Genomic DNA, 25,871 nt, shown 5'->3' on the forward strand with positions numbered 1-25,871 from the left:
TTACTCATTCCATTCTGCATTCATTTTTTCAAATACGTTATTCGTTTCCAGCCGGCCGCTCTTTTTAGCGATCGGATTGGTGTAGCGACTGGTCAACATCGTGTCATTCGTTTTACGCACATCATCAATCGCCTCATTGATCGCTTCAATTACAGTCGCTTTGCTTTCAGAGGTGACAGACTGATCCGTAATGGAGGATAAGAAAGTGAAGATTGCCCCAAGTTTCGTATAATTTTTGATATCATAAGCAATACTTGGTACTTTTTCCGCCGCGGCTTCAATCGCTGCAATCGACCGTTTGGTGACCCGACTTGCACTTTCTTTTGACATTGCTTGAACAGTGATCTTTTCACTATTTAATGCGATCAGACGACTTGATTGCAAGCCATGCGCTAAGAAAGCCCCAGAGATCGCATTACCAGCGATAAAACCGATCACTGGATGACCCGCTTGGCGTAGTTTGGCATAAGCTGCCGCACTGTTTGCTAAAGCTGCATGAATACCAATCAATTCTTCATTGTAGCCATACGCTTGGCTAGGGACATCGATGACCGCAATGATTGGTCGTTTGACTGCTTTCTCTTTGTCTTCTTGATAAACAGTTTCTAACAGGTGGCCCATCTCGTACCCTTCGACTAAACCAACTTCTCCATTGCGTACCCGATACATCGGATTAGTTGGGTTTGGCACGATCGCTGTAACAACGACTTCTTCAGTAAAAAGGTCAGATGCAGCTGCATAGACAGTTGCACTAGTTGAGGTTGGGAACTGCAGATTCGTCAATGCTGAAAACCAATGATAACCGATACTGTCAGCAGCAGCTTCTTGGCCTTCTGTTACAGTAATAGGTGCCACTTCAGTTGCTTTATGCGTTGCAAGAGCCTTATTGTATGCCTCGATAGCCAGCGGCTTTGATAGATCAAGTTCGTTTAAAAGAGAAAGATAAAAACCACTTTTTTCGCTGCGATGACTGTCTTTCTTTTCAACCATCGCCGCAATCACAGCTTCTTGGATCGATTCGACACTGTCAGTCACTAGTTCATCGATCATTTGTGCTGCCAAACGTTGTTTGGCGCCAATGGTATTCCAAATCAAATCTTTATCACTGGAATCAAATTCTCTCACGCCAGCTTCTTGTTCGATGACTTCAGGACCGTTCAAACCGATACGGGCTTTCTTCGTCGCTATCAAGTAGCTCATAAGTGCTGAGGTAATCGACATACCGCCAAAAGAACCCACCCCACCTGGCACTAAGCCAATCACTGGCACATACGATTTTATTGCAACGATCAAATTGCCGATTTCTGCAATCGACAATAAGCCGTAATTCGCTTCTTGGAGGCGTACGCCACCAGTATCGAGGATGATGATCGGTGTGATCGGATTGCCCTTTTGGTTTTCTTCCAACACATGAGTCAATGCCGCGATGATTTTAGCACCAGAAACTTCACCGATCCCGCCACCTTGGAATTTTCCTTCCATAGCGATCACGACCACGTTTTCTCCAGAAATCGTTCCACGGCAAACAACGATCCCATCATCGCTTTGTGGCACGATGTCTTGAGCCACCAGATTGGGTGCGATCATTTGGTCGAATGGATCGATCAATTCACGACCGCTCTTGGCATCCAATAAGGCGTGCACCCGTTCTCGGGCATTTAATTCTACAAAACTATTCTTCATCTGCTAGTTCCTCCATTGCTTGGGTTAATCGTAGGTAAACCACACCGGGAGTGGCGCCAAAGTCGTTGATCACTATTTGCGCACTGATTGGATAGCGCTCAAAAAAACGTGTCAAGACATTTTGCCACACATCGCCAAAGCCATCACTTCCTGTACAAACTGAAACGGTGGTTTCTTGTTTGTCTGTTGGAAAAAGCAGAATTTCCAAGTCACCAGAACCAACCACGCCAACATGGACTTTTTTGGTGACTGGTTTCGTTGTTTGATACGTATAAGCTAATTTTTCCATCTCTTCTTCTCTCCTCTTGCTCTTATTAAGACCACGTTCTGAATTTCATTGGCGGTTCATACAACCCATCGGACCATTCGATCAAATCATCAACGGTTTGAGCTGCTAGCAATGATCGTTTGGCATCACTGCGTTTGATCCCTAAGTCTTCTGGTAATTTCACGATTCCCGCTTTGCGCAAGGCATCCAGAGAAGCTTTTGTGCTGGTCATTCCTAGTGGGGTTACACCACCGATGGCTGCGATTGCTGCTTGTTTTTCCTCTTTTGAGTTTGCTTTATAAAGATAAGCGATGCCTTCTTCTGTCACGATATGCGTCGTATCTTCGCTATAGATCATAATTGGGGCATTGGCTAAACCAGCTTGCTTTTGGACAGCCAACGCATCTAACGTTTCTACAAAAACAGGTTTTTTATTGGAACCATACGTTTCAACCATTTGAACGACTAATTTTTGTCCTTTTGCTAAAGGATCTGTTTCATCCCGCAAGGATTGCCAAGCTGGAGTCGAATGCCGACGGCCCCCCGGATTATGCCCCATATTTGGTGCACCACCAAATCCAGATAAGCGGCCTTTCGTCACTGTAGAAGAATTTCCTTGATAATCCAGTTGTAAGGTCGAACCGATAAACATATCGGTGGCATATTGACCTGCAGTTTGGGATAATGCTCGATTGCTGCGCATCGTGCCGTCTTTTCCTACAAAGAATACATCTGGACGAGCGGCAATGTATTTTTCCATACCAACTTCCCCACCAAAACTGTGGATGCTTTCGACCCAACCAGATTCGATAGCTGGAATCATCGTTGGATGAGGATTCAAGACCCAGTTTTTCGCTACTTTTCCTTTGATTCCAAGGGTTTCTCCATAGGTTGGTAAAAGTAACTCGATCGCAGCGGTATTAAAACCGATCCCATGATTCAACGATTGTACTTCATGTTCTGCATAGATTCCTTTTAATGCCATCATCGCCATCAAAATTTGTAATTCCGTAATGTTTTGCGGATCTCTCGTAAAGAGGGCTTCTAATTGATACGGTTGGTCTGCTACCACGACGACATCGATCCAATCGCTGGGAATGTCGACCCGCGGCAAACGATCGACCACTTCATTAACTTGGACGATCACAATCCCATCTTTAAAGGCTGCTGCTTCGACGATCGTTGGTGTTTCTTCCGTATTGTAACCTGTATAAAGATTTCCTTGGCGATCGGCTTTGTCCGCCGCCACAAGGACCACATTCGGAATCAAGTCGATAAATAAGCGACCATATAATTCCAAATACGTATGAATGTCCCCTAATTTCATGGTTTTGTCTTCAATCATTTGGGCAACGCGCGTACTTTGTGCGCCTGCATAAGAAAAATCGATTTTCGCTGCAATGCCTTTTTCAAATATCGTCAAATGTTCTGGACGGGAGATACTCGACATGATCATATGCAAATTGTTGACTTTTTGAGCATCGACTTGTTCTAAGCTTTTTGATAGAAAGCTTGCTTGTTTTTGATTGTCGCCTTCAAGGACCACTTTGTCTCCCGGACGGATCAACTGTTCTAAGACTTCAATGATTGCTTCCGTTGGGACATATTTTCCATCGAGAAGATGCTCGATTTTTTTCATGGTTTGGGCTTTCTTTTCACGTTTACTTGCCCAGTTTCTTGCAGGTTTTTCCATTCTATTCATCTCCATTTTTGATATAGGAATAAAGCATCATCCATGCCATGTTGATCCAAATTGATCACACGGATCGCTTTGTTTTCACCAAATTTTGCTTGGATCAGTTTTGTTAAGGTGTTGCCCGGAGGAAATTCAAGAGCCAAATCAAGTCCTGCTTCGTAGGCAACATCCATGATCTTGTTCCACTGCACCGGAAAAGCAATATTTTGCAGCAAATCACGGCGGATCTCTTCAGGATTCATGGTCATCCGCCCATCTGTATTTTTGAGGTACGGACAGATAGGCACATCAAGGGATACCGTGTTCATAAATGGCGCAAACCGTTTCACGGGTTCTGTCATCAACACACAATGGGACGGCACAGGCACTGCTAAAAGTTTGGCGGTTTGCGCATGATAGTCTTTCGCTTGAGCCAGCGTCTTGCGCAAGCCTTTGAGATGACCAGAGATCGTATGCTGCATGGGGCAATTTTCATTTGACAAATAGACGGGAGCAGCAGGATCAAATGTTTTTGCCACGAGCGCTTCTGCTTCACTTCTCGTTACACCAACAAGTACCCCCATGGCATAATCAGTCGGATAGGCTTCTTTCATCAATGTCGCCCGATGATAGACCAAGCTAGCGGCATTTTCGAAACTTAAGCTTTCACAAGCTAACGCAGCGGAAAAAGCGCCAATCGAATGCCCCGCCACAAGCTGAGGTTGCACACCAGAGGCTTTCATCTGGTCCGTGTAAAAAGCCGCTTTTACTAAAAGCGCCAACTGAATAGAGACGGTATCTTGTTCGAGATTCTCCGATAGACGGTGTAAATCAAAGCCTGTCGCCTGTTCTAGCCGATGGAAATAACTGGCAGGTACGTCTTCAAGCATCTTGCTGGTCTGACTGCCTTGTCCTGGGTATACGAAACCTGTACTCATGAAACACCTCCTAAGCAATTTCTCTTTCCTGTGTCATAATAACGGAAGTTTGTTATAATAAAAAATACCAGTTTCGTGAATATCCATAACCAAAAGGTATGGAAAGAGGAGTATCTGATGAACCTTGATCATTTACGCTACTTTAAAAAAGTAGCCGAATCGAAAAATATTACCCAATCTGCACAAGAATTATACATCTCGCAACCTGCCTTGAGCCGTGCCATGAAACACTTAGAAAGTGAACTAGGCGTTCCTTTGTTCTATCATGCCGGTCGGCATATCGAGTTGACGATGTATGCTGAAGAATTTTATCCCTATGTCGTTGAGACGTTAGCACGTTTCGACGAAGGAATGAGTGCGATCCAAGCCTTAAATGGAGAAATGGTCCCGGCAGTGACGATCTACTCTGAAGTCGCATCCGTTTCCTTGCCTAACCTGGTGGCGACATTCGTTGAAAAGCACCCTGAGATCCAACTTTCGATCAAGCAGCACGGCAGTAAGGAGACCAACAAAGAACAAGCCTTCTACATTACCTCAGAGCCAAAGAACGGCTTGACTAATCTGCCGATATTCACGGAACCCATCTTACTGGCGATCCCCCAAAAGCACCCCTTGGCAGAAAAAAAAGACTTGCAAGTTGCCGATATCCAACACGTGCCTTTGCTGATGCTGGTTGAAAACAGCCCGCTGCGCAGAACCATTGACGAAGCTTTTGAAGCCAAAAAAATCAGTTTGACTATCGGCTCAACGACGGACGATCCAGCGACGCTGCGCTCCTTTATCAATCAAGGACTAGGAATCACCTTCTTTCCTAAAATTACTTGGGGTTATGAAGATGAGGCACCTTTCGTTTTACGTGAACTAGCAGATTTCCCCTTATCAAGGACGATCTATTTGGCATCAAGCTTTACGAAAGGTCATCCCATGACAAAATTGATTGCAAAAACCTTGATTGAATTTTATCTTGGTTAAACAAAAAGAAGCGTCCACTCGCACGTTAATTGTGCAAGTGGACACTTCTTTTTGTTTCCTATTTACCCCGGTTGAATCATCGAATCGACCGTACATTCATTCACATTGATCTCTTCAATCTCTTTTGACTAGCCACAGTATTGGCTGCAGTCAAGTGAGACCCCATAAGATTTGTTACACGCCTTCAAGTACGGCTGCCTTACCATCACTTATGCGTCAGGCAATTGATCGTATTCTTCATCACTGACTGCTTCTAACCATTCTGAAGCACCAGCAGTAATCGCTACATGGGCAAACCAACTATTTTTTGCTGCACCATGCCAATGTTTGACCCCTTCCTTGATGACTACGACATCACCAACAGTAAGTTTTTGCGGTTTCTTACCTGCTTCTTGGTACCAGCCTTCTCCTGAAGTCACCAACAACAATTGATACCCACCATCGATATGCCGATGCCAATTGTTGCGACAACCCGGTTCAAAGGTCACATTGCCAACGTTGACTGGAATCGCTGAATCAGCTACTAAAGGATTCAAGTAACTCTGACCGCTAAAATATTGCGCATAGGCATCATTTGTGTTGCCCAATAAAAAGATTCCTGCTTCTTTTGCTGCATCAGCTTTTGACATTTATTTTTCCTCCAATTCAGCTAGCTCTTCTTGATAAACCGTTTTGGCGATGTTAAAAGCAGACCAAGCTTTGGGCCAGCCAACATAGAAAGCCAGATGAGTGATTACTTCTGCAATTTCCTCTACAGTGATCCCGTTTTCCTTGCCAATCGTTAAATGGGCAGTCAACTGTTCAAAATTGCCACCGGAAATCAAGGCAGATATCGTCAATAAACTTCTCGTATGAGGAGCCAATTCTGCCTCACGTGACCAAACTTCACCAAATAACACATCATCATTCAGTTGCGCGAATTTCGGCGCAAAGTTGCCTAAGTTATCTCTTCCTGCTGTTTGTTTCTTGACCATATCGATCGACTCCTTCATCTATTTTAATGAAATGCTGATTTAACCAATTTCGAATAGCTGTATCCGCTTTCTCTATTCTTGAACCACGAACAGCTAATCCAGGATAAACAACTGCATCAGGACAAGTCTTTTTAAAGTCTTCAATGCTATTGCCGAATCCTGAGCCTTCATGAGTACAAAACGGAAAAATAATCTTCCCTTCCAATCGGTGATCTTTTAAAAAACTCGCTAGGATCATCGGGTATGTGCCCCACCAATTGGGAAAACCGATAAACAAGACCCGTTCTTTAAAAAACGCTGCCGATATCTCTTGATAGAAAGGGAAATCATTAGCCGCCTTTTCTTTTTTTGCTAGCTCGACCATTGCTTGATAGCTTTCAGGGTAAGGATAAGTCGGTTCAAGAGAATAAAGCGGGCATTGTAATTTCTCTGCTATTTTCTCTGCTAGAACCCGCGTATTTCCCACTATCAGCTTTTTTCGCTGCCCTTCAATAAGATTCTCCCCTGCTCGTGAATACACAAGTATTGCCGGCATTTTGTCACCTCCTTGGTTTCTCTTCTTGGTATATTTAATAGTAAGGCAAAGCGGAGCCGTTGAATAATGCTTTCTATAAAAAGTCCCTATGCTTACGAAGCATAGGGAGAGGTGGAAGCCAAAAGAAGCGGATCACTCCACTTCTTTTGGCTTTTAGGATGCAATTATTCAAAAGCGTCACGAAAGCGGGCAATGAACGCCGTCACAACCGGCGACATCACACGATTTCTTTTCCACACCAAGACACAGCTGGTTTCGATTTGAGGGACTAAAGGCAAAAATTTGATCGTTTCATCCCTCCGTTCTCCGACAGCTCCGCTGATGGTCAACGCCGAACCAACATGGTTTTCTACTAAGGAAAAGACATTGAAAATCAAGTTATATGTTCCAACGATCGGTAATTCTTCTATTGGTATTTTTGACCATTGACTGAACATTTGCTGCACTTCCGGACGCCTTGACACTAGCAATGGCACCCCTTTGATATCCTCTGGTGTAATCTCTTCTTTATGGGCGAGAAAAGAATCAGCCGATGTCAACATGCCCCAAGTTTCTTTTCTTGGTAGAACGACTTTTTCGTATTTCTCGATTTCGATGGGTTCGATCAAAATCGCCAAATCCAATAAGCCTTTCTCTAAACGCTCGTTGATATCATCTCCTGTGCCACTGTGAATATGAAAGCGGACATCTGGATAGTCACTGATAAATTCTTCCAACATCAAGGAAAGCGTGTCGGAATTATCTGCTTCCACACAGCCAATTGTGAAATGACCACTAAACAACTGTTTCTTACGATCTTCAAACTCTTGCATGGTTTGATCCGTTAGACTCAATATCTCCTCGGCACGGCTTTTTAAAAAACGACCTGCTTCCGTTAAGAGCATTGTACGATTATCACGAATGAAAAGAGCCGTTCCTAATTCATCTTCTAATTCTTTTAATTGACGGCTCAATGTCGGTTGGGTGATGTGGAGCACTTCTGCAGCTTGAGAAATTGTCCCTTCCTCTGCAATCGTGAAGAAATATTTTAATAAACGAAATTCCACTAAATCGCCTCCTCTTTTTTGCAACATTTTAACTCTTAGCGATGAAAAGAATCATCCTACTTCTTGGTCTATTCATTTTTAATAATAACAAAGAATCGCTAATTCAGCGAATCATGCTAAAAAAGCGGAGAAGACTGTAGAATTTTAAGAAGATCGTTTTATGGAATGACATGTAAAACCTGTTCGCACAAACGAACAGGTTTATCAGCTATTTATTTTATGGCATTTGACGTAGGATAAGTGGGTTTTTGTTATGCTTATTCTTACCCGAGATAGTCTAAATATCTATACAAGCTCATGTAGCAAGTTAATAATAGATTTTTTTTACAAATCAGCTGCGATGAAGATCCTTATGTTCCTTCATTGTAGCTGTGACTTCCGATTAAATTTAGTTTACCATAACAATATTATGTTTCATTTTATTTTTCAAGAAAGGTATCATCCATCTGCTGATACCTAAAGAAATAGCTAGAATCCAATTTCCGTTAGCCAATCCTGCAGGTTCGTTTCAGACGCTTCCACATTTCCCCCTCTTACCCCAAATCCTGGGAGAAATTCGTAGTCTGGATATAGCAATTCCAATTCATTTTGACTATTTGTTAATCCATTACCACCGTGTGTTGCAAATGGAACGATTTGTTTGTTGCTAAAATCATTTGATTCAAGAAATGTTAAAATAGCTCTCGGTGCCCGGTTCCACCAAATAGGAAATCCAATAAAAAGAACGTCTGCATTTTCTAGTTCTTCAGTATTCTCCATCAATTCTGGTCTCGCATCCTCTTCCACCTCTACAGTGGCTGTAGCTGTATGTTCATCATAAATATTTGGATAGCCTGATACTGTCTGAATGGAGAATAATTCACCACCTGTCTCCTCTGCGATCATTTCAGCCAAAATGCGCACATCTCCTGCGAGTTCACCGTCTACTATATTAAAACTGGCTCTTGAAACAGCTTCGATCTCAGGCTCTTGTTCTAAATTCTCTGGACGTGTAAAGTATGCTATGGCAATCGTAGCTTCTACCCCTCCATTCCCTACTTGTTCACTTTCTAGACCATCAACTTCTGCTGTATTGTCAGTCGTCGCACCATTTTCTGTCTCTTCATTTTGTGATTGACCACATCCGGTGAGAAAGATCACTAAAAAAAGTATTCCATACAAAATTTTTTTCATCATATTACCCCTTTTTCTTATTATCAATCAGATTGACTTTTTAAGTATATTTCCTGAAGTGTACTTTAGGGCAATACGCTAGAAGCGTTTTTAGATTTTCTTTTACCAATTTCTCACAAAATCAACACAATGAAAAGCCGTAAAATAATTCCTGTTGTTCTACAGCTCTCCCAAGTCTCATCTCTTATTGTTCTATCTTGTTTTTCAGTGTTTAATCTGGGCCAGCGAAGGAAATTCAGAGAAGTTCAAAAGTTGTTGATTCGCCCTCAGATGAATTTTTTCCAATAAACAAAGTAAACATTCCTGGTTCGACGCCATAATTCATGTCTTTTTGATAATAATAAAGATCTTCTTTTGTTATTGTGAACTGAACGGTTTTTTCTTCATAAGCTGACAAAGAGATTTTTTGATATTTCTTTAATTCTTTCACAGGCCTAACTACCAATCCAACGTGATCTCTGATATAAAGCTGGACTGTCTCCAATCTGGAGTAAGCAGAATTGTTGCGGATCGTAATTTCAGCTTCCAACGTTTCATTCATGGTTGAATCACTCAATTTTAACGAATGGTATGATGCTTCCCCAAAACTCAACCCATAACCAAATGGAAAGAGCGGCTCGTTTGAGCAATCCAGATACTTCGAAACGAAACGTCCTGTATGTGTCTTGCTGTTCAATGGTCTTCCAGTATTGAAGTGATTGTAGTAAAGTGGCAGCTGCCCTACATCTTCTGGGAAGCTCATACTTAAACGACCAGAAGGATTGACCTTCCCAAAAAGTATATCAACGATTGCTTGTGCTCCTTCTGTACCAGGAAACCATGCCTGTAATATTGCATCCATTTGTTTTGTTTCTTCTTTTAACACCAGTGGGCGACCACTGAAATTGATCAAGATATTTTTTTTACCAAGAGCGGTCATTTTTTTAATAAAAGCTCTTTGAACAGCTGGTAAATGAAGGTCCGTTCGACTGCCAGCTTCCCCACTTTGCAAACTGTGTTCCCCCATAGCAAAAAGAATAATGTCTGCCTCAGTGCCAGATTTCAACGCTTCTTTCAGCCAAAGATCTTGCTGTGCAGCTGATGAGGAATTGCCGCTGGCAGTATAGCCAAAGTCTCCAAGTATAGAATCATCTTCTAAAAGCGGACAACCTGGTTCGTAATGAACATATTTTTCCGTTACTGCATTTTGGAGCGCCGTTTTTAATGTTGTGACATCCTCTGTTTTTCCGTGTACTGCCCATAAACCAATCATTGCTTGGTTGTCACCATAGGGACCAACGAGTAATATTTTCTCTTTGTTTGGAGTAAGAGGAAGTACCTCTTGCTTATTCTGCAATAAAACGATCGCTTCGGAGGCAACTTTTCGTGCAAGTTTCCGGTTCTCTTCGGATAAAAGTATTTGAGCCTCTACTTCTTCTGAACTGCCACGGAAAGGATCTTCAAACAGCCCTAAATCCTTTTTAAGTTTCAAGACACGATACACAGCGTCATCGATCAACCGCTGATCAATCGCACCGCTTTCCAGCAGCGGACGAAGCTCTTTCGCATAACAGCGGGTTTTCATATCGATGTCATTTGTTGCTTCGATCGCTAATTTGGCCGCTTCTCGATCATCCGCAGCAATCCCATGAGGAATCAATTCTTGAACAGCTGCATAATCCGAAATAACGACTCCGTCAAACTGCCATTCTTCTCTTAGAATTTGTTTGATCAGAAATTGATTAGCAGTAGCGGGAATACCATCATACGTGTTAAAAGAAGTCATGACTAGTTTGCATCCAGCCTCGACAGCCGCTTTATAGCCGATTAAGTAGTCTTGACGCAGTTTGCGTTCACTCATATCAACTGTATTATAATCGCGTCCGCCTTCTGCTGCTCCATAAGCAGCAAAATGTTTAACACAGGCAGCGATTCCGGACAGATCCCCCCCTTTTTCCTGCTGAATGCCTTCTACCATCGCTTTCGCAAAATCAGCATTTAGCAGCGGATCCTCTCCTGTCGACTCCAAGCATCGGCCCCAGCGAGCATCGCGTACTAAGTCGACCATCGGTGCATAAGTTACATGCGCGCCAGCCGCTCTTGCTTCTTGGGCTGCGGCTTGGTAGGCGCTTTGAATCAACGCCGGATTCCATGTTGCTCCCAATCCTAGAGGAATCGGGAAGACTGTTCGGTATCCATAAATGATATCTGCCATGAACAATAGAGGGATTTTGTGTCGGCTTTTTCTTAAGTAGTCTGTTTGAATCTTTCGAGTTACTTGAGCCCCTGTGACATTTAGTACCGAACCGACAAAATCGATGGTTTGTTGTTCGATGCCAAGTTTTTGCTGAGGACCCAAAGACAAATCGCTTCCGTGAAAGAATTCTCCAGATAACTGCACCAATTGGCCGATTTTTTCATCTAAGGTCAGTTGGTTGACTAATTGTACCAGTGTTTGATTTTTCATATTATTACTCCTCGCATAGTTTTTTCTATTGATATCTTAGTTCTGGTGTGATAAAGCGAGTCTTTCCTGTAGCTGCTTCTGCAAAAACTCCTAACTGGACACCGGTAAATTTTGAGTCAGAACATTCGTTTGTAAAATGACGTACAGCGATTTGATCTTTAAACACTACAGTACTCGTTCCATCTATAATCAGCAGATTGTAGCTATTGCTGTCTCCAGATAATTTCAGGGTCAGTCTCTTTCTATCTTTTAAATTATTGGATCGATGCAGATGTAAATCGAAGATGATTTTGCTGGAAAAAAGCTCTGTTTGGTGTTTTGTTTTTCGCAATCCGAATTGGCAAAAATGCAGGTCATCCTTATAGATTGCTATGCCAAAATTTCCCTCCTGACATTCGTCGACCATCAATGTCGTTTCAAAGCAGCAGTCAGTATCAGCTTGACTTAAGGACAAAAAGGCAATGGGCTCGTCCTTAGAAGTTCCTAAACGGGTCGGTAAGTTATCAATGACCAAATCAGTATCATACGTATAATCAATTGGCAAACGTACACTCTGCAACTTCTTGCAGAGAAAAGGTACCGGTTCATTCCGCTGCTTAACGCTCTTTGAAAAACGATCTGTTTCAACTTCAACCGATGCGTTCCCTGTCTGGTTGACAACTGGCCAACCGTCAATCCACTCTACAGGTAATAGAATCGTTTCACGACCAAGCAGGGTAAAATGACGTTTGGGCCTAGTCGCAAGAGCTGTCAGCCACCAAAAACCTTCTTTATCTTGAAAGAAATCTGCATGCCCTACGGCTTGAAGCGGCGACTTGATATCTCTATTCGAGAGGATAGGATTCATACTTGCTCCTTCATATGGACCATTGATTGATTTACTTCTTTGAATCGTTACCATATGTCCTTCTCTTGTGCCACCTTCCGCCAATATAAGATAGTACCATTCGTCTTTCTTGAAAAGATGTGGTGCTTCCGCGTCGCGTCCACCGCACCCTTGGCTGATTTCTACCGGATCTGTCAGCATTTTCCCGCTGTAAGGATCGATTTCAAATTGTAGAATGCTGTTTTTCCCTTTCATTGATGCAGCAAGTTGGAAGAAAAATCGGCCATCAATAAATGAAAGCGAGGGATCGATCCCAAAAGGACAATTGATCCAGATTGGATCAGACCAGCCATGGTCAAGGTTTTTCGTATGGCAGATGAAATTCCCTTGAGAGACATTTGTACATACCAGAAAATATGTTTCCTCAAAGAAGCGGATCGTTGGGGCAAAAAGTCCCATCGAGTTGCTGATTTCTTTCAGATTGATATGATCTGGACAATCAATCGCATACTGTTTAAATTGCCAATTGAGTAGATCCTGGCTTTTAAAAATCGGCAGACAAGGAAAATATTCGAAACTTGAACAGACTAAATAGTAGGATTTTCCATCGAAACAAATACTCGGATCAGGATGAAATCCTTTGATAACCGGATTGGTATACTTCATTGTGCTCCTCTTTTCTCTTTGTATTGCCACATAGAAAAAAGAAAGCGACACTAGCCGCTTTCTTTTTCGGGTTTACACTTGCTCCTTCAATGCGGCTTGTTCCAATTGATAGGTTTCTTTATCCAGATTTCGAAACCACGGATACCATAGTATTGGGGACAAAATCAGTTGAATGAACAACTGTAAGATGATAATCGACAGTTTCCCTTGAACAGCAGCATGGAACCCAATTGGTAAACCGAAAATGGCAGTAACACCAGTAAAACGAGCGACAAATCCAAAATGTGTTAAAACATAAGCTAAAATTAAAGCAATGCTATTATTGGTAATGAATGGTACCGCTAATTTAAAGTTTAATACCAAAGGCGTACCAAAAATCAATGGTTCAGTGATTCCGAAAAGAGCTGGAACAATTGCGACTTTCCCTGTTTCTCGATACTGCTTGCTTTTCGCTCGCAGCATTAATAATGCTAATCCTAAGCCCATACCGCTCCAAGTTATGATCATAAAGAATGCATAGCCAGTAATGTTTGGCGGTGTTTGGCCTGCCGCAACAGCGTTTAAGTTCTCGACGTCCATTGCCATCCACAGGGCTTGAACGATCGGCATAACGACATTTGTTCCATGAATACCGAAAAACCACAAAACCTGTTGAATCAGTGAGATCAGAATGACTGCACTGATTGATCCTCCGATCCCTTGAAGCGGTTCTTGTATGATACTGTAAACAAACTGATGCATGTTGCCGAAGCTGGTTGCTTCAAAGAGTGAATTTAGTACAATGAAGAGCACACTGATAAGAATCGTAGGTAAAATTGATTCAAACACTTTTGTTACCATAGGAGGTACACCTGCTGGCATTTTGATTGTCCAACCTTTGTCTTTCAGCCAAATATATACCCTTCCACTTACCAAACCAACGATCATTGCGGAAAATACTCCTTGTGCACTTAGCCAAGTAGCTGGAATTGCGCTGACTTCATCCGTCGTTGTACCTAGAGGGGTAATGATAAAGAAACTAAGCAATGCGATAATAGCAGCAGAAATACCATCTTCTGTCGGACGTAGATTTTTCACTAAATGATAAGCCATTAATACCACGACATAAACAGCCATCGAGCCAATAGTTATTTGATTTAGTTTGCTAAAAACATTTGCGAAACCAGCTAAAAATGAAAGTGCTGGAAGACTATTAGGTAATACTAGAAGTAAAACAGCGATCGAGCCGATCAAAATAGGACCTAGTGTCCCCATCATCGCCCCGGAGATCGATTTTAAATAAGCATTGTTGCCTAATTTGTCAAAAAAAGGACTTAATTTATCGAAATGACCTGTGATTTTTTCTTTCATAATATTTCCTTCCAATCATTTATTGTTGATTTGATAGCGCCTTCAATTTCAACTTGTTATCAATATAACAGACTCTTTAGCGAAAGCGAATATCAATTCCTGACTTGTTTTTGACAAAAACAAAGATTTGACTACTTGATTCTTGATTGTTAAAATCGATAAAAAAGGAGCGCAACGATGGACCATTTATCCCTAGACAGGCTGATCCGTAAGGTTTCTAATCATGAAAAGGCGTATCGAAACGGAAATTTGAAACCTGATTATTCCGACTATAAAAAAGTAGTTGTCAATGGTCAAGAAGTTCTTTGCATGTAACTGACAAATTCACAGATGATTACGCATGAACAGCCTTTTTTTATAAAACGGCATTCTCGTTTTCAAAATTATCCGATTCACTGCCATGATTGGATCGAGTTTAATTATATGTATGCTGGAAAATGTCAGCAGATCATTAACAATGAGCCACATTTTCTGTATGAAGGGCAAATTTTGCTGATGGATGCAAACACTGTTCACAAGATTGAACCGCTTGGCGAAAATGATATTCTCATTAATTTGATTATTCCCAAGTACTATTTAACTGCAAATTTCTTCAACCGTTTTTCCTCGGACAGCGTTTTGACTTCATTTTTTATTGAAGCCATCACTCATGGAATGAAACATGATCGATTTATTCATTTTGCTTCAGAAACAAGGACACGTTTACAGTTCTTTTTTAAAGAGTTGTTATGCGAATGGTTCGATCGTTCAACAGCATATACCGACATTTGTGAAGGGTTGTTGAGTTTGATCATTTCGGATCTTGTGAATATCTATCAAGACTCTTATACGGATCGTTCTGATCGATATCGAAAGAGCCCGATTGTTCCAATTTTGAAATACATTGAGAAAAATTATGCAAATGTGACTTTGACAGAATTATCGAAACAATTCAACCTTAATCCTAATTATCTGTCCAATCTTTTAAAAAAACACACCGGCTATTCTTACAAAAAACTTGTAATCAATCAACGTATCTTGGCAGCTGATCGTTTTTTACTTTCAACTGACATGGATATCGTTGATATTTCGCAACAAGTCGTATTTGAGAATATTAATTTCTTTTACCAAAAATTTAAAGAAACATATGGCATTACTCCTGGTACAAGAAGAAAGCTTCATTTTTGAATAAATCATAAAGTTGATTTACCACTAAGGCTCTCCAATCTTTTTTTTAATTATCTTTCCATATAAAATTTCTAAGGCTTATTAAAGAGTTTGAAAGAAAGTTGTAAACAATAATTTATTAACGACTTTTCCATTTATCTTTCGATTTTCCTCAAATATGTGGCGAAAAAGTCAACGCATTTATGTTAAAAAACGTTAGACAAGCAAAAATAAAATAGAAGCGCGTAAGATGGATTTTAAAAGGATCATTATATGATAAACTATTCCTAAATAGTATAGGAGTGATTGAATGAACGTTTTTTTCAGACCACCAAAAGAAGATGATATTGATCAAATCATGCAGATTGAAAATGCAGGATTTACAGCGGATGAAGCAGCATCCAAATCTGCGATGATGGATCGTATACTTACAATAAGTGACAGTTTTATTGTTGCAGTAAATGAAAAGGATTATCCGATCGGCTACGTTGTAGGACCCATTATTTCTAAACGTTATCTCTCTGACAATCTTTTTGAAAGTACTCGTCCTAATCAGCCTTTTGGTGGCTACCAAAGTATTCTTAGCTTAGCTGTCGCTCCTGATTATAGAAACTGCCAAATTGGTAACAAACTACTGTCAGCCCTTGAAGAAAAATGTCGTCTTCAAAACAGAAAAGGAATCACCTTAACTTGTTTAGAATCATTGGTTACATATTACAAAAAGCATGGCTATCAACTAGAAGGACTGTCAGAATCACAACATGCAGGTGTTGCTTGGTATAATATGGTGCTAGAATTGGCCAACACGCCTAATGAATTCTAATAAAAAACTGCATACTAGATGAAACGCCATTCAAAAGTAAGATATTAAGTCTAACTTTTGAATGGCGTTTCATCTCAAATTAATATTATTTACGAACTTTTCTAAAACTTACTCTGATTTTTCTTGCTAACTTTTCATCCGTCAACGCTTTTTTAGTATTTGAAAGCAACATAACTCTTGATTCAGTGGAGTCCATAATATATTTTCTCTCCCACTGGTCTTGATCTGGACCATCGCCAATGATGCGAATGTAAGACAACAGGCTTTTAATCATCTCTTTTGTCAATGTTAGGTTGGTATAGCCATCGTTTTCATAAAAATCATACCATGTATCACTTGGATTTTCTTTCAGTATTTGAATTAGTTGATGGATTTCTTCTAACGCATCGAAAACTTTTACAAATACAAAAACCATTTCTTCCCGATCAATCATCTGATAAGCGTCTAACAAACGGAGCAGTGCTTTTAATGTTTTGCATTGAACGGCTACTGAGAGGTAAATATCATTAAAAAAGCGAGCATTTTCCGGATTTTTATCCTGAAGGGATAATGTAATCTGCTGGCATCTCAGCAATAGATTCTCCCAGGCTACTATCTTTTCTCCTACCATAGAGAAAATTTCTGTGACTTGCTCCTTGATTTTCCGATCACCCGTCAACCATTCTAACCTCGGAATTTTTGTTTCTTGCTTGAGCCAGGATTGAATAATTTTTCGAATCAAATAACAGGCAAACTCATCCCCAGCGGTTTGATCCTCATATGTTCCATATCGGATAACCGCTTCAAAGTAAGCTTCGTAGACAGCTTGGATCTCTTCTTGCTGATTTTGATAGTATTGTGTTACATGCTCTAAAATTATCTCTTGATTGGTTCGTAACTGATAATCTGCTCGCCAGAAATTCGCTATTTCTTGTAAGAACAAAATATGCGGTTTTATGTTACCTGTATTAACTAAGACAAACTTATCCATCTTGACTTCTCTAACCGCCATTAACTCTCTAGAAACAAATTCTGGGCTATTAGGCAAGATCGTCAAGAAATTAGATGCTTGTAAATCATGAAAGGCAACGTGATAATAGATTCCTCTTGATTGATTTGGTTTTGGTGTGTTTGTTAACACCTCATCTCGTGGATCGTGATTCCCTTGTCTACGAGAAACCATTTTGCCATAACCATTATCCGCCCAAATCTCAATCACATCATCTGGAAGCTCAAGTAAGCCAAGATTAAATAATTCCGTCATCTCCCCATAAATGTTCATCGAGCATACTGCATGAGGATCGACTTCTTTAACCATATGATATTGTAGATGGACGATTTCGTTGATCACTGCTGCTTTTTCCGCTGCAGACCACTGACGATCAAGATCTTCTGACCAAAAAGGACAATCCCCTTGTCCACGAAAACCGAGTGTGTAAATAACCTTGGTACCTTTTTGCTCGTGTAAGGCTTTTTTCCATAATTCCTGAAACAACACAAAATGTTCCTCGTATGAAGCCTTCAAACTGGGATACCTTCTAGCAAACATCTCAGCGCCTAGTGGCTCGGCATGATGATGTGTATAGATCAACCCCATCGCTTGCGCACTTTCTCGATGTCTATGACTGTTCTTATCTGTTCCAGGGATGATGACATTTCCGCCTAAACGTAACAATGTTTCATAAATACGTTCCCATACATATTCATTTGAACCATTATCTTCCCATTGATCCAGCAGCAACTCATCATTAACGAACCAGCCCCGATAGTCCGTTGCAAAATCAGGCAATGTTAAGTCAAAACCTGTCCATTCAATAAATGGCTTTTTTATTGGGGGAATCTCCATGAAATACCAAAAGGGTTGAACACCTAAAATTTTATGAGAGATTTCAAGAACCCCATACATTAATCCTAACGGTGTTTTAGCACACACTTTTACTTTATCTGGCGATACGAAAAGTATATGAAAAGCATCCGTTTCATTTTTTTCATCAAGTAAAACCAATTCAATTTCATTTGCCTTCTTTGTGTCTGCCACAACGGTTAAAATGTCACGCTGCAATATCTCGCAAGCATGCCCAATCACTTCATTTTCCAGCTGTTTTGACGTGACAGAAGTATTTTTAGAAATGAAAAATGTTGTTTCCATGTAATCACCCGTTTCATCTATATAGTTTATTATTTTATCTTCAATAAAGAACTTTCTACTATGTTGTAAAAGGCAATCGAATTGCTTATCAGCCATAAATCTCTCGTCACTATTTTCTGCAAAGATATTTTCAAATGGTCTAAACGTTTTGTTAACTGTTTACTTTGATACCGCTCATAAATTTAGAATAAGCGAAAAGCTTGTCTAAAGAAATAGAGAAAGTCGATGAAAAAAACGAAAAAACAGACTTTCTTTGTGTTTTTTGATTTTTCCTCGTCTCCCTTTAACTAAGGTTTTATCTTGTCGTTGTAGAACATGATCTTTTATGCCTATTCAGCTTGTCGTGTTTAATCATATGTACAGCAAACAAGCCCACACTCATAAGAGCATGGGCTTAGTGAGATCATCGTCAATTCTAAATCTTCAATTAAAATCTGGCTTTTATCAATTCAGATTTCAATTGCTGAATAATGAAGACAATTTCTTATTTTTCTTCAATTACATATACTTCTCAACTTCATTAATTTCTTTTTGTAGTGCTTTTTCATCGTACTTTTCATACTTACCGGCTTCGTGTGCGATCTTTTTGATTTCGTGAATCGCTTTTTTCTCAACGATCCATTTCTTCATACTATGTTTTTTTGCGTCAGCATCTAGTGTGTCTAATTCAGCTAAATTCTCATCTAACTTATCAAGAACCTCGGCAATCTTTACCAATGCTTTTGCTTCCTTTTCTTCATAGTTTGTCATAGATATCACTCCTTAAGTATTTGATATATTTATCTTACTGCTGTAATTAAATATTTTCAAATTAAATGTACTGTTTATCACAAAGTTTTATCTGATTCTCACTGAAGAAATAGAAAACATTAGATTCTTGCAATATTCTACTCATTTTATACTTATTTTTATCCTTAATGATTTATAATAAGAGAAGTATCGATTATATAAAAAGATAATTTAGTGAATTAGCAAACATTCGGTGTATCTTTTCTGATAAAGTCATTTAGCTTTTTTTACTTTCTTATGGTTGCAGCAAAATTTTCCCGACACTTTTTCCAGATTCTAAATAATCATGGGCAGCTTTTCCGTCAACTAAGGAAAAAATGGTTGGTTGACTGATTTTCATTTGATCCTTGCTAAAGTAAGTAAACAGTCGGGTGCTTCTTCTCTCCCGCTCTTGATAACTTGTCAAGTAATCCCACAGATCTCCTGTCAAAATACTTTTTGATTTTGATAACAAGGGAATAAAGTCGATCGCTGGCGGATTTCCGCCGGCCATGCCAAAAAAGATAACCTTCCCTCTATTTCTGAGCAAGTCGACACTTTCGGCTAATGTATGCCCAATGCCATCATAAACGGTATCAAAGAAAGAAATATAGGTTTCTTGCCATTCTGTATTTCTTAAAAAGACATGTTTTGCTCCTTGGTCTAAAGCCAGTTGTCGCTTTTCTTCCGTAGAAGTGACGCCATAAACTTCTAGACCATCTGCGGTTAATAGTTGCGATAAAATTTGTCCGACACCACCACTTATCCCATGGACGAAGACCTTACTATTATTCACATTATTGCCAAGATCATGAGCTAAAAAATCAGCTGTCAACCCTTGCAGACCAATACTGGCTGCTAATTTAGGTGGTATACCAGATGGAATACGGATGGCATTTTCCTCAGGAACAGCCACCAATTCTGCGTTGGCAAAAGGAACATCCACAAAAAGAATCGTTTCCCCTAGCTGAAACTTAGAGACTGATCTTCCTTTTTGAACAATCCTTCCTACACCTTCATAGCCATTAATAATAGGGTCTCGGGATTCAATATGATAGCTTCCCTTTCTTCGATAAATATCTGCATAATTTAACCCAATATACATCATTTCTATCATTAGCTCATTTTCTTGAATGACTGGATCAGGCAATTCACCATAAGTTAACACATCTGAATCGCCAAATTCTTTAAAGTACAATGCCTTCATGCACAAAACATCTCCTATCTTTTGCCAATCAAAATCGTGTGATTTTCTTTATGAAACCAAAGCTCTATCACTTAGCCAACTATCATTAGATTGAAATCATATAAAAATAAATAATTTAAGTTCTTTTGGTCATTTTTTACTATAAAAAAAACACCTTCTCACGAAGGTACTTTCATTCTATTCTTCTAGAGGAGATTCGTCAAAGTAGATTATTCGTTCAGATCCTCCTTATCAATTCCAGTTATGTCTAACCCACCTTATTCCTAGATAAATCAACTACTTTTGTGTAAAACAGGATTATAACAAAGCTGACTATTACTAAGAGAAAGAAGTGAGGATTTGAAGCCATCATCTTTTAAGTCTGACAAATCCTCAGAAGTAGTTCATTACATCGGAACCAAACTGACTATCCATGGTTTTTAGAGGATATCAGGAAAGAGATGGCAAAAGTCGCCCGGCGATCAATCAATTGTATCATATAAATAATTATCCCCACTCGAAAAAAATTAAGCCACATCGCTTCTACTTGTTAAAGGCCTCTTTGCCTTAATTTGTCGTTCAACCACTTAAATCCATCATGGATGATTTGCGCATGATCAAAAGCAAAAAGAGATTCCCAGTTCTCCGTAGAGGATCGTTCTTTTGACGTAACATCTTGATAGAGTACTTTATCCTTATCAACCCTATACCAAAAAGCCTCAGAAGCATCATCTCCTGCATAAAGAGTCTTCATCTGCTGTAGAACAGTTATATAGACAGCAGAAATAGTCCATCCACGGGGATCCCGATTTTTATCTCCATATACACCTAATAAAGAAACTTCCTGCACTTCCACGCCCGTTTCTTCCTTTAACTCTCTGATGGCGGCCTTAATGATATTTTCTCCTTCGTTAACGAAGCCACCTGGCAAAGCGAACCTTCCTTTGAAAGGATGATTTTTTCTTTTGACAAGTAAAATGTATACTGCATCCGACGTGACATTGAATATCAAATTGTCAACAGTAAATGCTGGTTTTGGATATTGTGGTAATTCCTGCTTCTTATACCAGCTTAACCACTCTTCTTCGTTCATTTCCTCTTCTGATACTTTATTTGCCATGTGATTGTCTCCTTTTGCTTTGAGTTATCCGAAAGATTTAACGTTTTGATAGATAGGCTTTTTGCTTAAATCAAAGATTGACATAACGCCTTTATAAATTTCAAAGACTCGTAAAACATTTCGGTCTTCTACAGAGGGGTATATTTTTGCCATGTAAGGATTTTTCTCAAAAATTTCATCTAAATAGGTAGAGCCTATTTCATTTACTCTCCCTTGTAAGGTAATAGAAAACGATTCCATTGATGTTTCTCCTTCTATACCTGTGATGGAAACGACCGGGTTCATTTTGAGCTGTTTATAAAACGGCTTGGATATTGCAGTCAAAAAATACAGCTTCGTTTCTTTTACCAACATAATATCGATTACTCTGGTGACCGGATTTCCGTTTTCGTCTACTGTGGCGAACACGGCAGAATGAATCTCATTTTTTAAATAATTCAAATAATCTTCTGTCTTCATTTTTGAATGGTCCATGAATGCGCTCCTATCTAAAATGATCGATTTCTCTGATCGTTTCAACTATATTTCCTTGTAGAATAATCGTTTTATCCATGAGTTCATCTGGTATGCGTTGTACTTGTTGGTTATATACGATATAGGTCGACTGATTCGTTGCCCTCGTCATTTCTTGGAATGGATATTTTATAATGGAAGGCGTGTTGTTACCAATACCGATCTCCCAAAAAACGATTTTAGTTCCTAAATAATTTTCTAGAAATTCTTTGTATCGGTTAGCTGCGCTTTCCCAACCATCATCTTGTACAAAAAATTGATCTATCCGTAAATTGACCCGCATCGGTTGTCCACATTTGGGGCAATATGGTATGAGGTGCTTGGGAATTTTGAACTGACTCTGCTGATGGACCATTTGCATAATCAATGATTCATTCTCGTACGTCTTGTTATGGCAGGCACGTGAACATTGAAATAACCCATAATCACCTTGTGTATAAAATAATCGTCTCTTATCAAAGCCCGTCTTTTGGAACTGATGATCTACATTAGTAGTAATGACAAAGTAATTTTTTTCTTCTACCAAAGATAGAAGCTCTTTATATAGCGGCAAAGCCTCAGGCTGATATCGATTATGAAAAACATGTTTACTCCAATAACCCCAATACGTCTCTAATGAATCGAAGGGATAAAATCCGGCAGAATACATATCGGTTAAATGATAATGATCAATATAGTCTCTGAAATATTTTTTGAACCGTTCACCAGAATAGGTTAACCCGGCAGCAGCAGAAAGGCCTGATCCAGCACCGATAACGATTGCCTCTGCTTCAGTTATCTTTTGATAAACTTTCTGATAATTGTTGTAGTTTTTCATAGTACAACTCCTTATCAATGTCTTTAAACACATTGAAAATAATTTTTATAGGTGAATGAACACGCGTTACATATTCTTGCGTTGTTTTGATAGCGATCTCTGCAGCTAACTCATTGGGAAAACGAAATTCTCCTGTTGAGATACAACAAAAAGCGACGCTCTTCAATTGATACTCTTCGCAAAGCAACAAGACGCGACGATAACAGTCAGCCAATAAGGATACGTGTTCTTTAGTTACGGTATCTTTTATGATTGGCCCAACAGTATGTATCACTTTTTTTGCAGGCAAGTTATAGCCGTCGGTGATTTTTGCATAGCCGGTTTCTTCCAAATGACCTTGTGCGTCCATGATTTCTTTGCATGCTAGTCTTAATTGAATACCTGCTGCAGAGTGGATCGCATTGTCGATGCACCTGTGTAATGGAACAAAACATCCTAGTAGCTGTGCGTTTGCAGCGTTTACGATGGCGTCCACTTCCAACCTCGTGATATCTCCTTGCCAGAGATAAAGGTTTTTTGTATACTGTTGCGCATCGTTTAGTGAAAAAATCTGATTTTCAGCTCTTTCTTCTAAAAGAAATTGATTTTGAATGTCAATAAAGTCCGTATGAATAGGTCGCGCTTCTCTTATATTTAATAAGCTTCGCAATAAATCATTTTGTTCTTTCGGATCATCCGAGCTAGCATCTACTATTTTACTTAAGTGACTGTTTTCCTCTAATAAATAGTTAATCAGCCATTTCCTCTTTTCGCTATGGTTCATCGTCAACACCTTCTTTATAAAAATTTCCCGATTATTTTCGATAATCGGGAAATAGCAAGACTAATTTAACAACTCTTTGATTGCTTCTACGCGACTCGTCAAAGGTTTACCCAAAGCTTGTTCAAAGTCACTAGATGTCACATCTAATTGATTATTTTTAATATCATGTTGGAAAGACAAGAACATTTCTGCAACAGGTTGTGGTAAACCGCCTGCTGTCAAACTATCTACAAAGGTTTGATCATCAGATGAAACTACTTCGATTTCCTTCCCTGTTGCTTCTTTTAAAGCTGCTGCTAATTCAGCATAAGTAATAGGGCTGCCCGATAATTCAAGGATTTCAGGGTATTCTGTTCCTGCTAGTGCTTTTGCAGCAACCTCAGCATATTCGCGCTTCAAAGCCCAGCCGGTTTTGCCTTCTTTAGCTGCGTAAACGAATTTCCCACTAGCTAACGCACCGCCAATAATCGGCATTTCATTTTCTAAATACCAGTTATTACGTAAAAATGTATGCGCAATTCCCGCTTCTTTGATTTGTTTTTCAGTAAAGATGTGATCAGCAGCTAATGCACTTGTTGAGTGATCTGCATCAGCAAAACTTGTATAAGCAATATACTGAACACCAGCGTCTTTGGCTGCCTTAACCACATTAGCATGTTCTTCTTGACGATTGCCTGGTGCGCCAGACACAAAAAGCAAGCGGTCAATGCCGTCAAAAGCGTTACTCAACGAATTGATATCAGAATAATCCCCTACTCTTACATTGTAGCCTTTCTCTTTTAGTGTAGCTGCTTTTTCTTCAGATCGTACCAAAGCATAGATCTGATCTTTAGAAACTAAATCTTTCAAGAATTCAAGTGCATATCCTCCAAAACCACCAGTAGCTCCTGTTACTAAATATGTCATATAAAACACTCCTTTTTAGTTCGTACATTCAGCTGTACAATTATAAGATACACCTATATAATAAATAGTATGTTAAGATAAGTCAAGAAGAAAATCTAAAAAGGACTGAATTCACTTGAAATATTCTATTCAACTCAGTGATGCAATTCATATTATGTGTTATATCGTCATCTATAAAGATACTAATATGCTCTCAAGTGAGATGATTGCTCAAAGTGTAGAAACTAATGCTGCAAATGTCAGAAAAATAATGGCAAACTTAAAAAAATCTGGACTGATTCGAACAACTACTGGGAAACCAAAGCCCTATTTAGCAAAGGACCCCAAAGATATTAGTCTACTTGATATATATAAAAGTATTCATGGAAACACAAATCTCATTCAAGTCGATCCTAAAACGAATCCAGACTGCATTGTTGGTGCAAATATACAAGAAGTACTGGATGGTGCGTATAATGAATTGCAAGTAACTGTCGAAGAAAAAATGGCGAAAATCAATCTGTTCTCTCTATTAACAAGTATTGCAAGTTTAGAGGAAAGCAAACGACCGGAAAACAAATCTTTTCTTGAGCCATTTTTATAAAACAAAAAAACCCATTGAGATACTGACATCTCAGTGGGCTTTTTCGTTACGAATGAAATTGATTTACGTCTTCACATCTTTCGACACCACTCATAAGAAATAGCGTTGTCATTCACTTGCTTTTTCTGCAGCTCTGACTATTGCTCATAGAGACAGTGTATGCACAAGAGCAAATATTTCTTTCTTATCGACCAAACGACTAAATTCTTTCACTACTCGACTGCCTAAATTCACTGTGGCACCAGTAACTTCCTACTTCATTTCCGTTCCTCTTTTCTTTTACTCGTGGATGTAAAACAGCTTGATCTATCGGCCTGCTACTTAGATCAACTACAGAAACATTTCATTCTTAAAGTTCAAATACCCGTAAAACATGTTTGTTTCCCTCTGATGATCGATGTCATTTCAATACGGATTTTGCATCCAAAAAATTAGTTACTCTCTGAATTTTCCATTGACGATATTTGAGTGAGCTGGCGTCGATTGCTCACCCTTCATTTAATTATCGAATCATACGGAGGGCTATCAATTTGATAGTAGAACGGTTTGGTGATCGCCGTCAAGAA

At 39.6% G+C, this 25,871-nt stretch carries 24 protein-coding genes; 4 read left to right on the forward strand and 20 right to left on the reverse strand.

Annotated features, from left to right (window positions below; genetic code table 11):
* From mdcD to CXM95_RS09240, 4 genes are read right to left on the reverse strand one after another with little or no spacing between them, the layout of a single operon-like run.
* Positions 1-1,683, reverse strand: coding sequence for a biotin-independent malonate decarboxylase subunit beta (gene mdcD / locus CXM95_RS09225; protein WP_101699044.1), 1,683 nt, complete (start codon positions 1,681-1,683; stop codon positions 1-3).
* The gene (locus CXM95_RS09230) at positions 1,673-1,972 is read right to left on the reverse strand and encodes a malonate decarboxylase subunit delta (protein ID WP_005226050.1); all 300 of its coding nucleotides are present in this window, start codon (positions 1,970-1,972) and stop codon (positions 1,673-1,675) included. The genes mdcD and CXM95_RS09230 overlap by 11 nt, the downstream gene beginning before the upstream one ends.
* Before the next feature lie 25 nt (positions 1,973-1,997).
* Positions 1,998-3,644, reverse strand: a complete 1,647-nt coding sequence (gene mdcA, locus CXM95_RS09235; protein ID WP_101699045.1) for a malonate decarboxylase subunit alpha — start codon at positions 3,642-3,644, stop codon at positions 1,998-2,000.
* Positions 3,645-3,649: 5 nt separating this feature from the next.
* A complete protein-coding gene (locus tag CXM95_RS09240) occupies positions 3,650-4,564 on the reverse strand; it encodes an ACP S-malonyltransferase (RefSeq protein ID WP_086299421.1) in 915 nt (304 codons plus the stop codon).
* A gap of 117 nt (positions 4,565-4,681) precedes the next feature.
* On the opposite strand from CXM95_RS09240, the gene CXM95_RS09245 reads away from it, so the two are divergent.
* Entirely contained in the window at positions 4,682-5,536 is an 855-nt protein-coding gene (locus CXM95_RS09245) for a LysR family transcriptional regulator (RefSeq protein WP_034872658.1), read from the forward strand.
* Between the two features lie 209 nt (positions 5,537-5,745).
* Here the strand turns inward: CXM95_RS09245 and CXM95_RS09250 are convergent, their stop codons facing one another.
* From CXM95_RS09250 to CXM95_RS09285, 8 genes are all read right to left on the reverse strand, one after another.
* Positions 5,746-6,165, reverse strand: coding sequence for a cupin domain-containing protein (locus tag CXM95_RS09250; protein WP_008379994.1), 420 nt, complete (start codon positions 6,163-6,165; stop codon positions 5,746-5,748).
* Entirely contained in the window at positions 6,166-6,510 is a 345-nt protein-coding gene (locus CXM95_RS09255; protein ID WP_016611809.1) for a carboxymuconolactone decarboxylase family protein, read from the reverse strand.
* Complete coding sequence (locus CXM95_RS09260; protein ID WP_016611811.1) at positions 6,479-7,045, reverse strand: flavodoxin; 567 nt, start codon at positions 7,043-7,045, stop codon at positions 6,479-6,481. Before CXM95_RS09260 ends, CXM95_RS09255 begins: the two co-directional genes overlap by 32 nt.
* Before the next feature lie 164 nt (positions 7,046-7,209).
* Positions 7,210-8,091 (reverse strand): LysR family transcriptional regulator, encoded by an 882-nt coding sequence (locus CXM95_RS09265; protein ID WP_034878550.1) that lies wholly within the window; start codon positions 8,089-8,091, stop codon positions 7,210-7,212.
* A 468-nt stretch (positions 8,092-8,559) separates the two neighbouring features.
* Positions 8,560-9,264 carry a flavodoxin gene (locus CXM95_RS09270; RefSeq protein ID WP_267892583.1) on the reverse strand — a complete coding sequence of 235 codons (705 nt, stop codon included), beginning with the start codon at positions 9,262-9,264 and terminating at the stop codon, positions 8,560-8,562.
* Positions 9,265-9,499: 235 nt separating this feature from the next.
* On the reverse strand, positions 9,500-11,743 hold the full coding sequence (gene bglX, locus CXM95_RS09275; RefSeq protein WP_267892620.1) for a beta-glucosidase BglX: 2,244 nt from the start codon (positions 11,741-11,743) through the stop codon (positions 9,500-9,502).
* On the reverse strand, positions 11,736-13,202 hold the full coding sequence (locus tag CXM95_RS09280) for a glycoside hydrolase family 43 protein (RefSeq protein ID WP_101699047.1): 1,467 nt from the start codon (positions 13,200-13,202) through the stop codon (positions 11,736-11,738). The genes bglX and CXM95_RS09280 overlap by 8 nt, the downstream gene beginning before the upstream one ends.
* A gap of 72 nt (positions 13,203-13,274) precedes the next feature.
* Entirely contained in the window at positions 13,275-14,552 is a 1,278-nt protein-coding gene (locus CXM95_RS09285; RefSeq protein ID WP_008380010.1) for a PTS sugar transporter subunit IIC, read from the reverse strand.
* Positions 14,553-14,882: 330 nt separating this feature from the next.
* Between CXM95_RS09285 and CXM95_RS09290 the strand changes: the two genes are divergently transcribed.
* Positions 14,883-15,719, forward strand: a complete 837-nt coding sequence (locus tag CXM95_RS09290) for an AraC family transcriptional regulator (protein ID WP_267892584.1) — start codon at positions 14,883-14,885, stop codon at positions 15,717-15,719.
* A gap of 289 nt (positions 15,720-16,008) precedes the next feature.
* Entirely contained in the window at positions 16,009-16,521 is a 513-nt protein-coding gene (locus CXM95_RS09295) for a GNAT family N-acetyltransferase (RefSeq protein WP_101699048.1), read from the forward strand.
* A gap of 85 nt (positions 16,522-16,606) precedes the next feature.
* On the opposite strand, the gene CXM95_RS09300 is transcribed toward CXM95_RS09295, so the two are convergent.
* The 8 genes from CXM95_RS09300 to CXM95_RS09335 all read right to left on the reverse strand — a co-directional run bounded on the left by CXM95_RS09300 (position 16,607) and on the right by CXM95_RS09335 (position 24,722).
* Positions 16,607-18,649, reverse strand: coding sequence for a glycosyl hydrolase 115 family protein (locus CXM95_RS09300; protein WP_181154936.1), 2,043 nt, complete (start codon positions 18,647-18,649; stop codon positions 16,607-16,609).
* A 498-nt stretch (positions 18,650-19,147) separates the two neighbouring features.
* Positions 19,148-19,399, reverse strand: coding sequence for a hypothetical protein (locus CXM95_RS09305; protein ID WP_008380019.1), 252 nt, complete (start codon positions 19,397-19,399; stop codon positions 19,148-19,150).
* Between the two features lie 274 nt (positions 19,400-19,673).
* A complete protein-coding gene (locus CXM95_RS09310) occupies positions 19,674-20,624 on the reverse strand; it encodes a zinc-binding dehydrogenase (RefSeq protein ID WP_101699049.1) in 951 nt (316 codons plus the stop codon).
* Positions 20,625-21,153: 529 nt separating this feature from the next.
* Complete coding sequence (locus tag CXM95_RS09315) at positions 21,154-21,723, reverse strand: NUDIX domain-containing protein (RefSeq protein ID WP_101699050.1); 570 nt, start codon at positions 21,721-21,723, stop codon at positions 21,154-21,156.
* A 24-nt stretch (positions 21,724-21,747) separates the two neighbouring features.
* The gene (locus CXM95_RS09320; RefSeq protein WP_101699051.1) at positions 21,748-22,197 is read right to left on the reverse strand and encodes a pyridoxamine 5'-phosphate oxidase family protein; all 450 of its coding nucleotides are present in this window, start codon (positions 22,195-22,197) and stop codon (positions 21,748-21,750) included.
* A gap of 10 nt (positions 22,198-22,207) precedes the next feature.
* Positions 22,208-23,053: an SIR2 family NAD-dependent protein deacylase gene (locus CXM95_RS09325; protein ID WP_101699052.1), complete on the reverse strand. Its 846-nt coding sequence runs from the start codon at positions 23,051-23,053 to the stop codon at positions 22,208-22,210.
* Positions 23,007-23,816, reverse strand: a complete 810-nt coding sequence (locus CXM95_RS09330) for a protein-ADP-ribose hydrolase (protein ID WP_086372993.1) — start codon at positions 23,814-23,816, stop codon at positions 23,007-23,009. The genes CXM95_RS09325 and CXM95_RS09330 overlap by 47 nt, the downstream gene beginning before the upstream one ends.
* Before the next feature lie 60 nt (positions 23,817-23,876).
* The gene (locus CXM95_RS09335) at positions 23,877-24,722 is read right to left on the reverse strand and encodes an SDR family oxidoreductase (RefSeq protein WP_086299416.1); all 846 of its coding nucleotides are present in this window, start codon (positions 24,720-24,722) and stop codon (positions 23,877-23,879) included.
* Between the two features lie 115 nt (positions 24,723-24,837).
* Between CXM95_RS09335 and CXM95_RS09340 the strand changes: the two genes are divergently transcribed.
* Positions 24,838-25,305, forward strand: a complete 468-nt coding sequence (locus tag CXM95_RS09340) for an Rrf2 family transcriptional regulator (protein WP_008380035.1) — start codon at positions 24,838-24,840, stop codon at positions 25,303-25,305.
* Positions 25,306-25,871 lie beyond the last annotated feature (566 nt).

This window comes from Enterococcus sp. CR-Ec1, assembly GCF_002850555.1.
Taxonomy (GTDB): Bacteria; Bacillota; Bacilli; order Lactobacillales; family Enterococcaceae; genus Enterococcus_D; species Enterococcus_D entomosocium.

Bases quoted from the DNA above. Each gene is read 5' to 3' on its own strand.
- CXM95_RS09290 (WP_267892584.1), top strand. From the start codon at position 14,883: ATGATTACGCATGAACAGCCTTTTTTTATAAAACGGCATTCTCGTTTT.
- CXM95_RS09335 (WP_086299416.1), bottom strand. From the start codon at position 24,722: ATGACATATTTAGTAACAGGAGCTACTGGTGGTTTTGGAGGATATGCA.
- CXM95_RS09325 (WP_101699052.1), bottom strand. From the start codon at position 23,053: ATGAAAAACTACAACAATTATCAGAAAGTTTATCAAAAGATAACTGAA.
- mdcA (WP_101699045.1), bottom strand. From the start codon at position 3,644: ATGGAAAAACCTGCAAGAAACTGGGCAAGTAAACGTGAAAAGAAAGCC.
- CXM95_RS09315 (WP_101699050.1), bottom strand. From the start codon at position 21,723: ATGGCAAATAAAGTATCAGAAGAGGAAATGAACGAAGAAGAGTGGTTA.
- CXM95_RS09280 (WP_101699047.1), bottom strand. From the start codon at position 13,202: ATGAAGTATACCAATCCGGTTATCAAAGGATTTCATCCTGATCCGAGT.
- CXM95_RS09260 (WP_016611811.1), bottom strand. From the start codon at position 7,045: ATGCCGGCAATACTTGTGTATTCACGAGCAGGGGAGAATCTTATTGAA.
- CXM95_RS09285 (WP_008380010.1), bottom strand. From the start codon at position 14,552: ATGAAAGAAAAAATCACAGGTCATTTCGATAAATTAAGTCCTTTTTTT.
- CXM95_RS09240 (WP_086299421.1), bottom strand. From the start codon at position 4,564: ATGAGTACAGGTTTCGTATACCCAGGACAAGGCAGTCAGACCAGCAAG.
- CXM95_RS09295 (WP_101699048.1), top strand. From the start codon at position 16,009: ATGAACGTTTTTTTCAGACCACCAAAAGAAGATGATATTGATCAAATC.
- CXM95_RS09245 (WP_034872658.1), top strand. From the start codon at position 4,682: ATGAACCTTGATCATTTACGCTACTTTAAAAAAGTAGCCGAATCGAAA.
- CXM95_RS09310 (WP_101699049.1), bottom strand. From the start codon at position 20,624: ATGAAGGCATTGTACTTTAAAGAATTTGGCGATTCAGATGTGTTAACT.
- mdcD (WP_101699044.1), bottom strand. From the start codon at position 1,683: ATGAAGAATAGTTTTGTAGAATTAAATGCCCGAGAACGGGTGCACGCC.
- CXM95_RS09270 (WP_267892583.1), bottom strand. From the start codon at position 9,264: ATGAAAAAAATTTTGTATGGAATACTTTTTTTAGTGATCTTTCTCACC.
- CXM95_RS09320 (WP_101699051.1), bottom strand. From the start codon at position 22,197: ATGGACCATTCAAAAATGAAGACAGAAGATTATTTGAATTATTTAAAA.
- CXM95_RS09255 (WP_016611809.1), bottom strand. From the start codon at position 6,510: ATGGTCAAGAAACAAACAGCAGGAAGAGATAACTTAGGCAACTTTGCG.
- CXM95_RS09330 (WP_086372993.1), bottom strand. From the start codon at position 23,816: ATGAACCATAGCGAAAAGAGGAAATGGCTGATTAACTATTTATTAGAG.
- CXM95_RS09305 (WP_008380019.1), bottom strand. From the start codon at position 19,399: ATGACAAACTATGAAGAAAAGGAAGCAAAAGCATTGGTAAAGATTGCC.
- CXM95_RS09250 (WP_008379994.1), bottom strand. From the start codon at position 6,165: ATGTCAAAAGCTGATGCAGCAAAAGAAGCAGGAATCTTTTTATTGGGC.
- CXM95_RS09230 (WP_005226050.1), bottom strand. From the start codon at position 1,972: ATGGAAAAATTAGCTTATACGTATCAAACAACGAAACCAGTCACCAAA.
- CXM95_RS09300 (WP_181154936.1), bottom strand. From the start codon at position 18,649: ATGGAAACAACATTTTTCATTTCTAAAAATACTTCTGTCACGTCAAAA.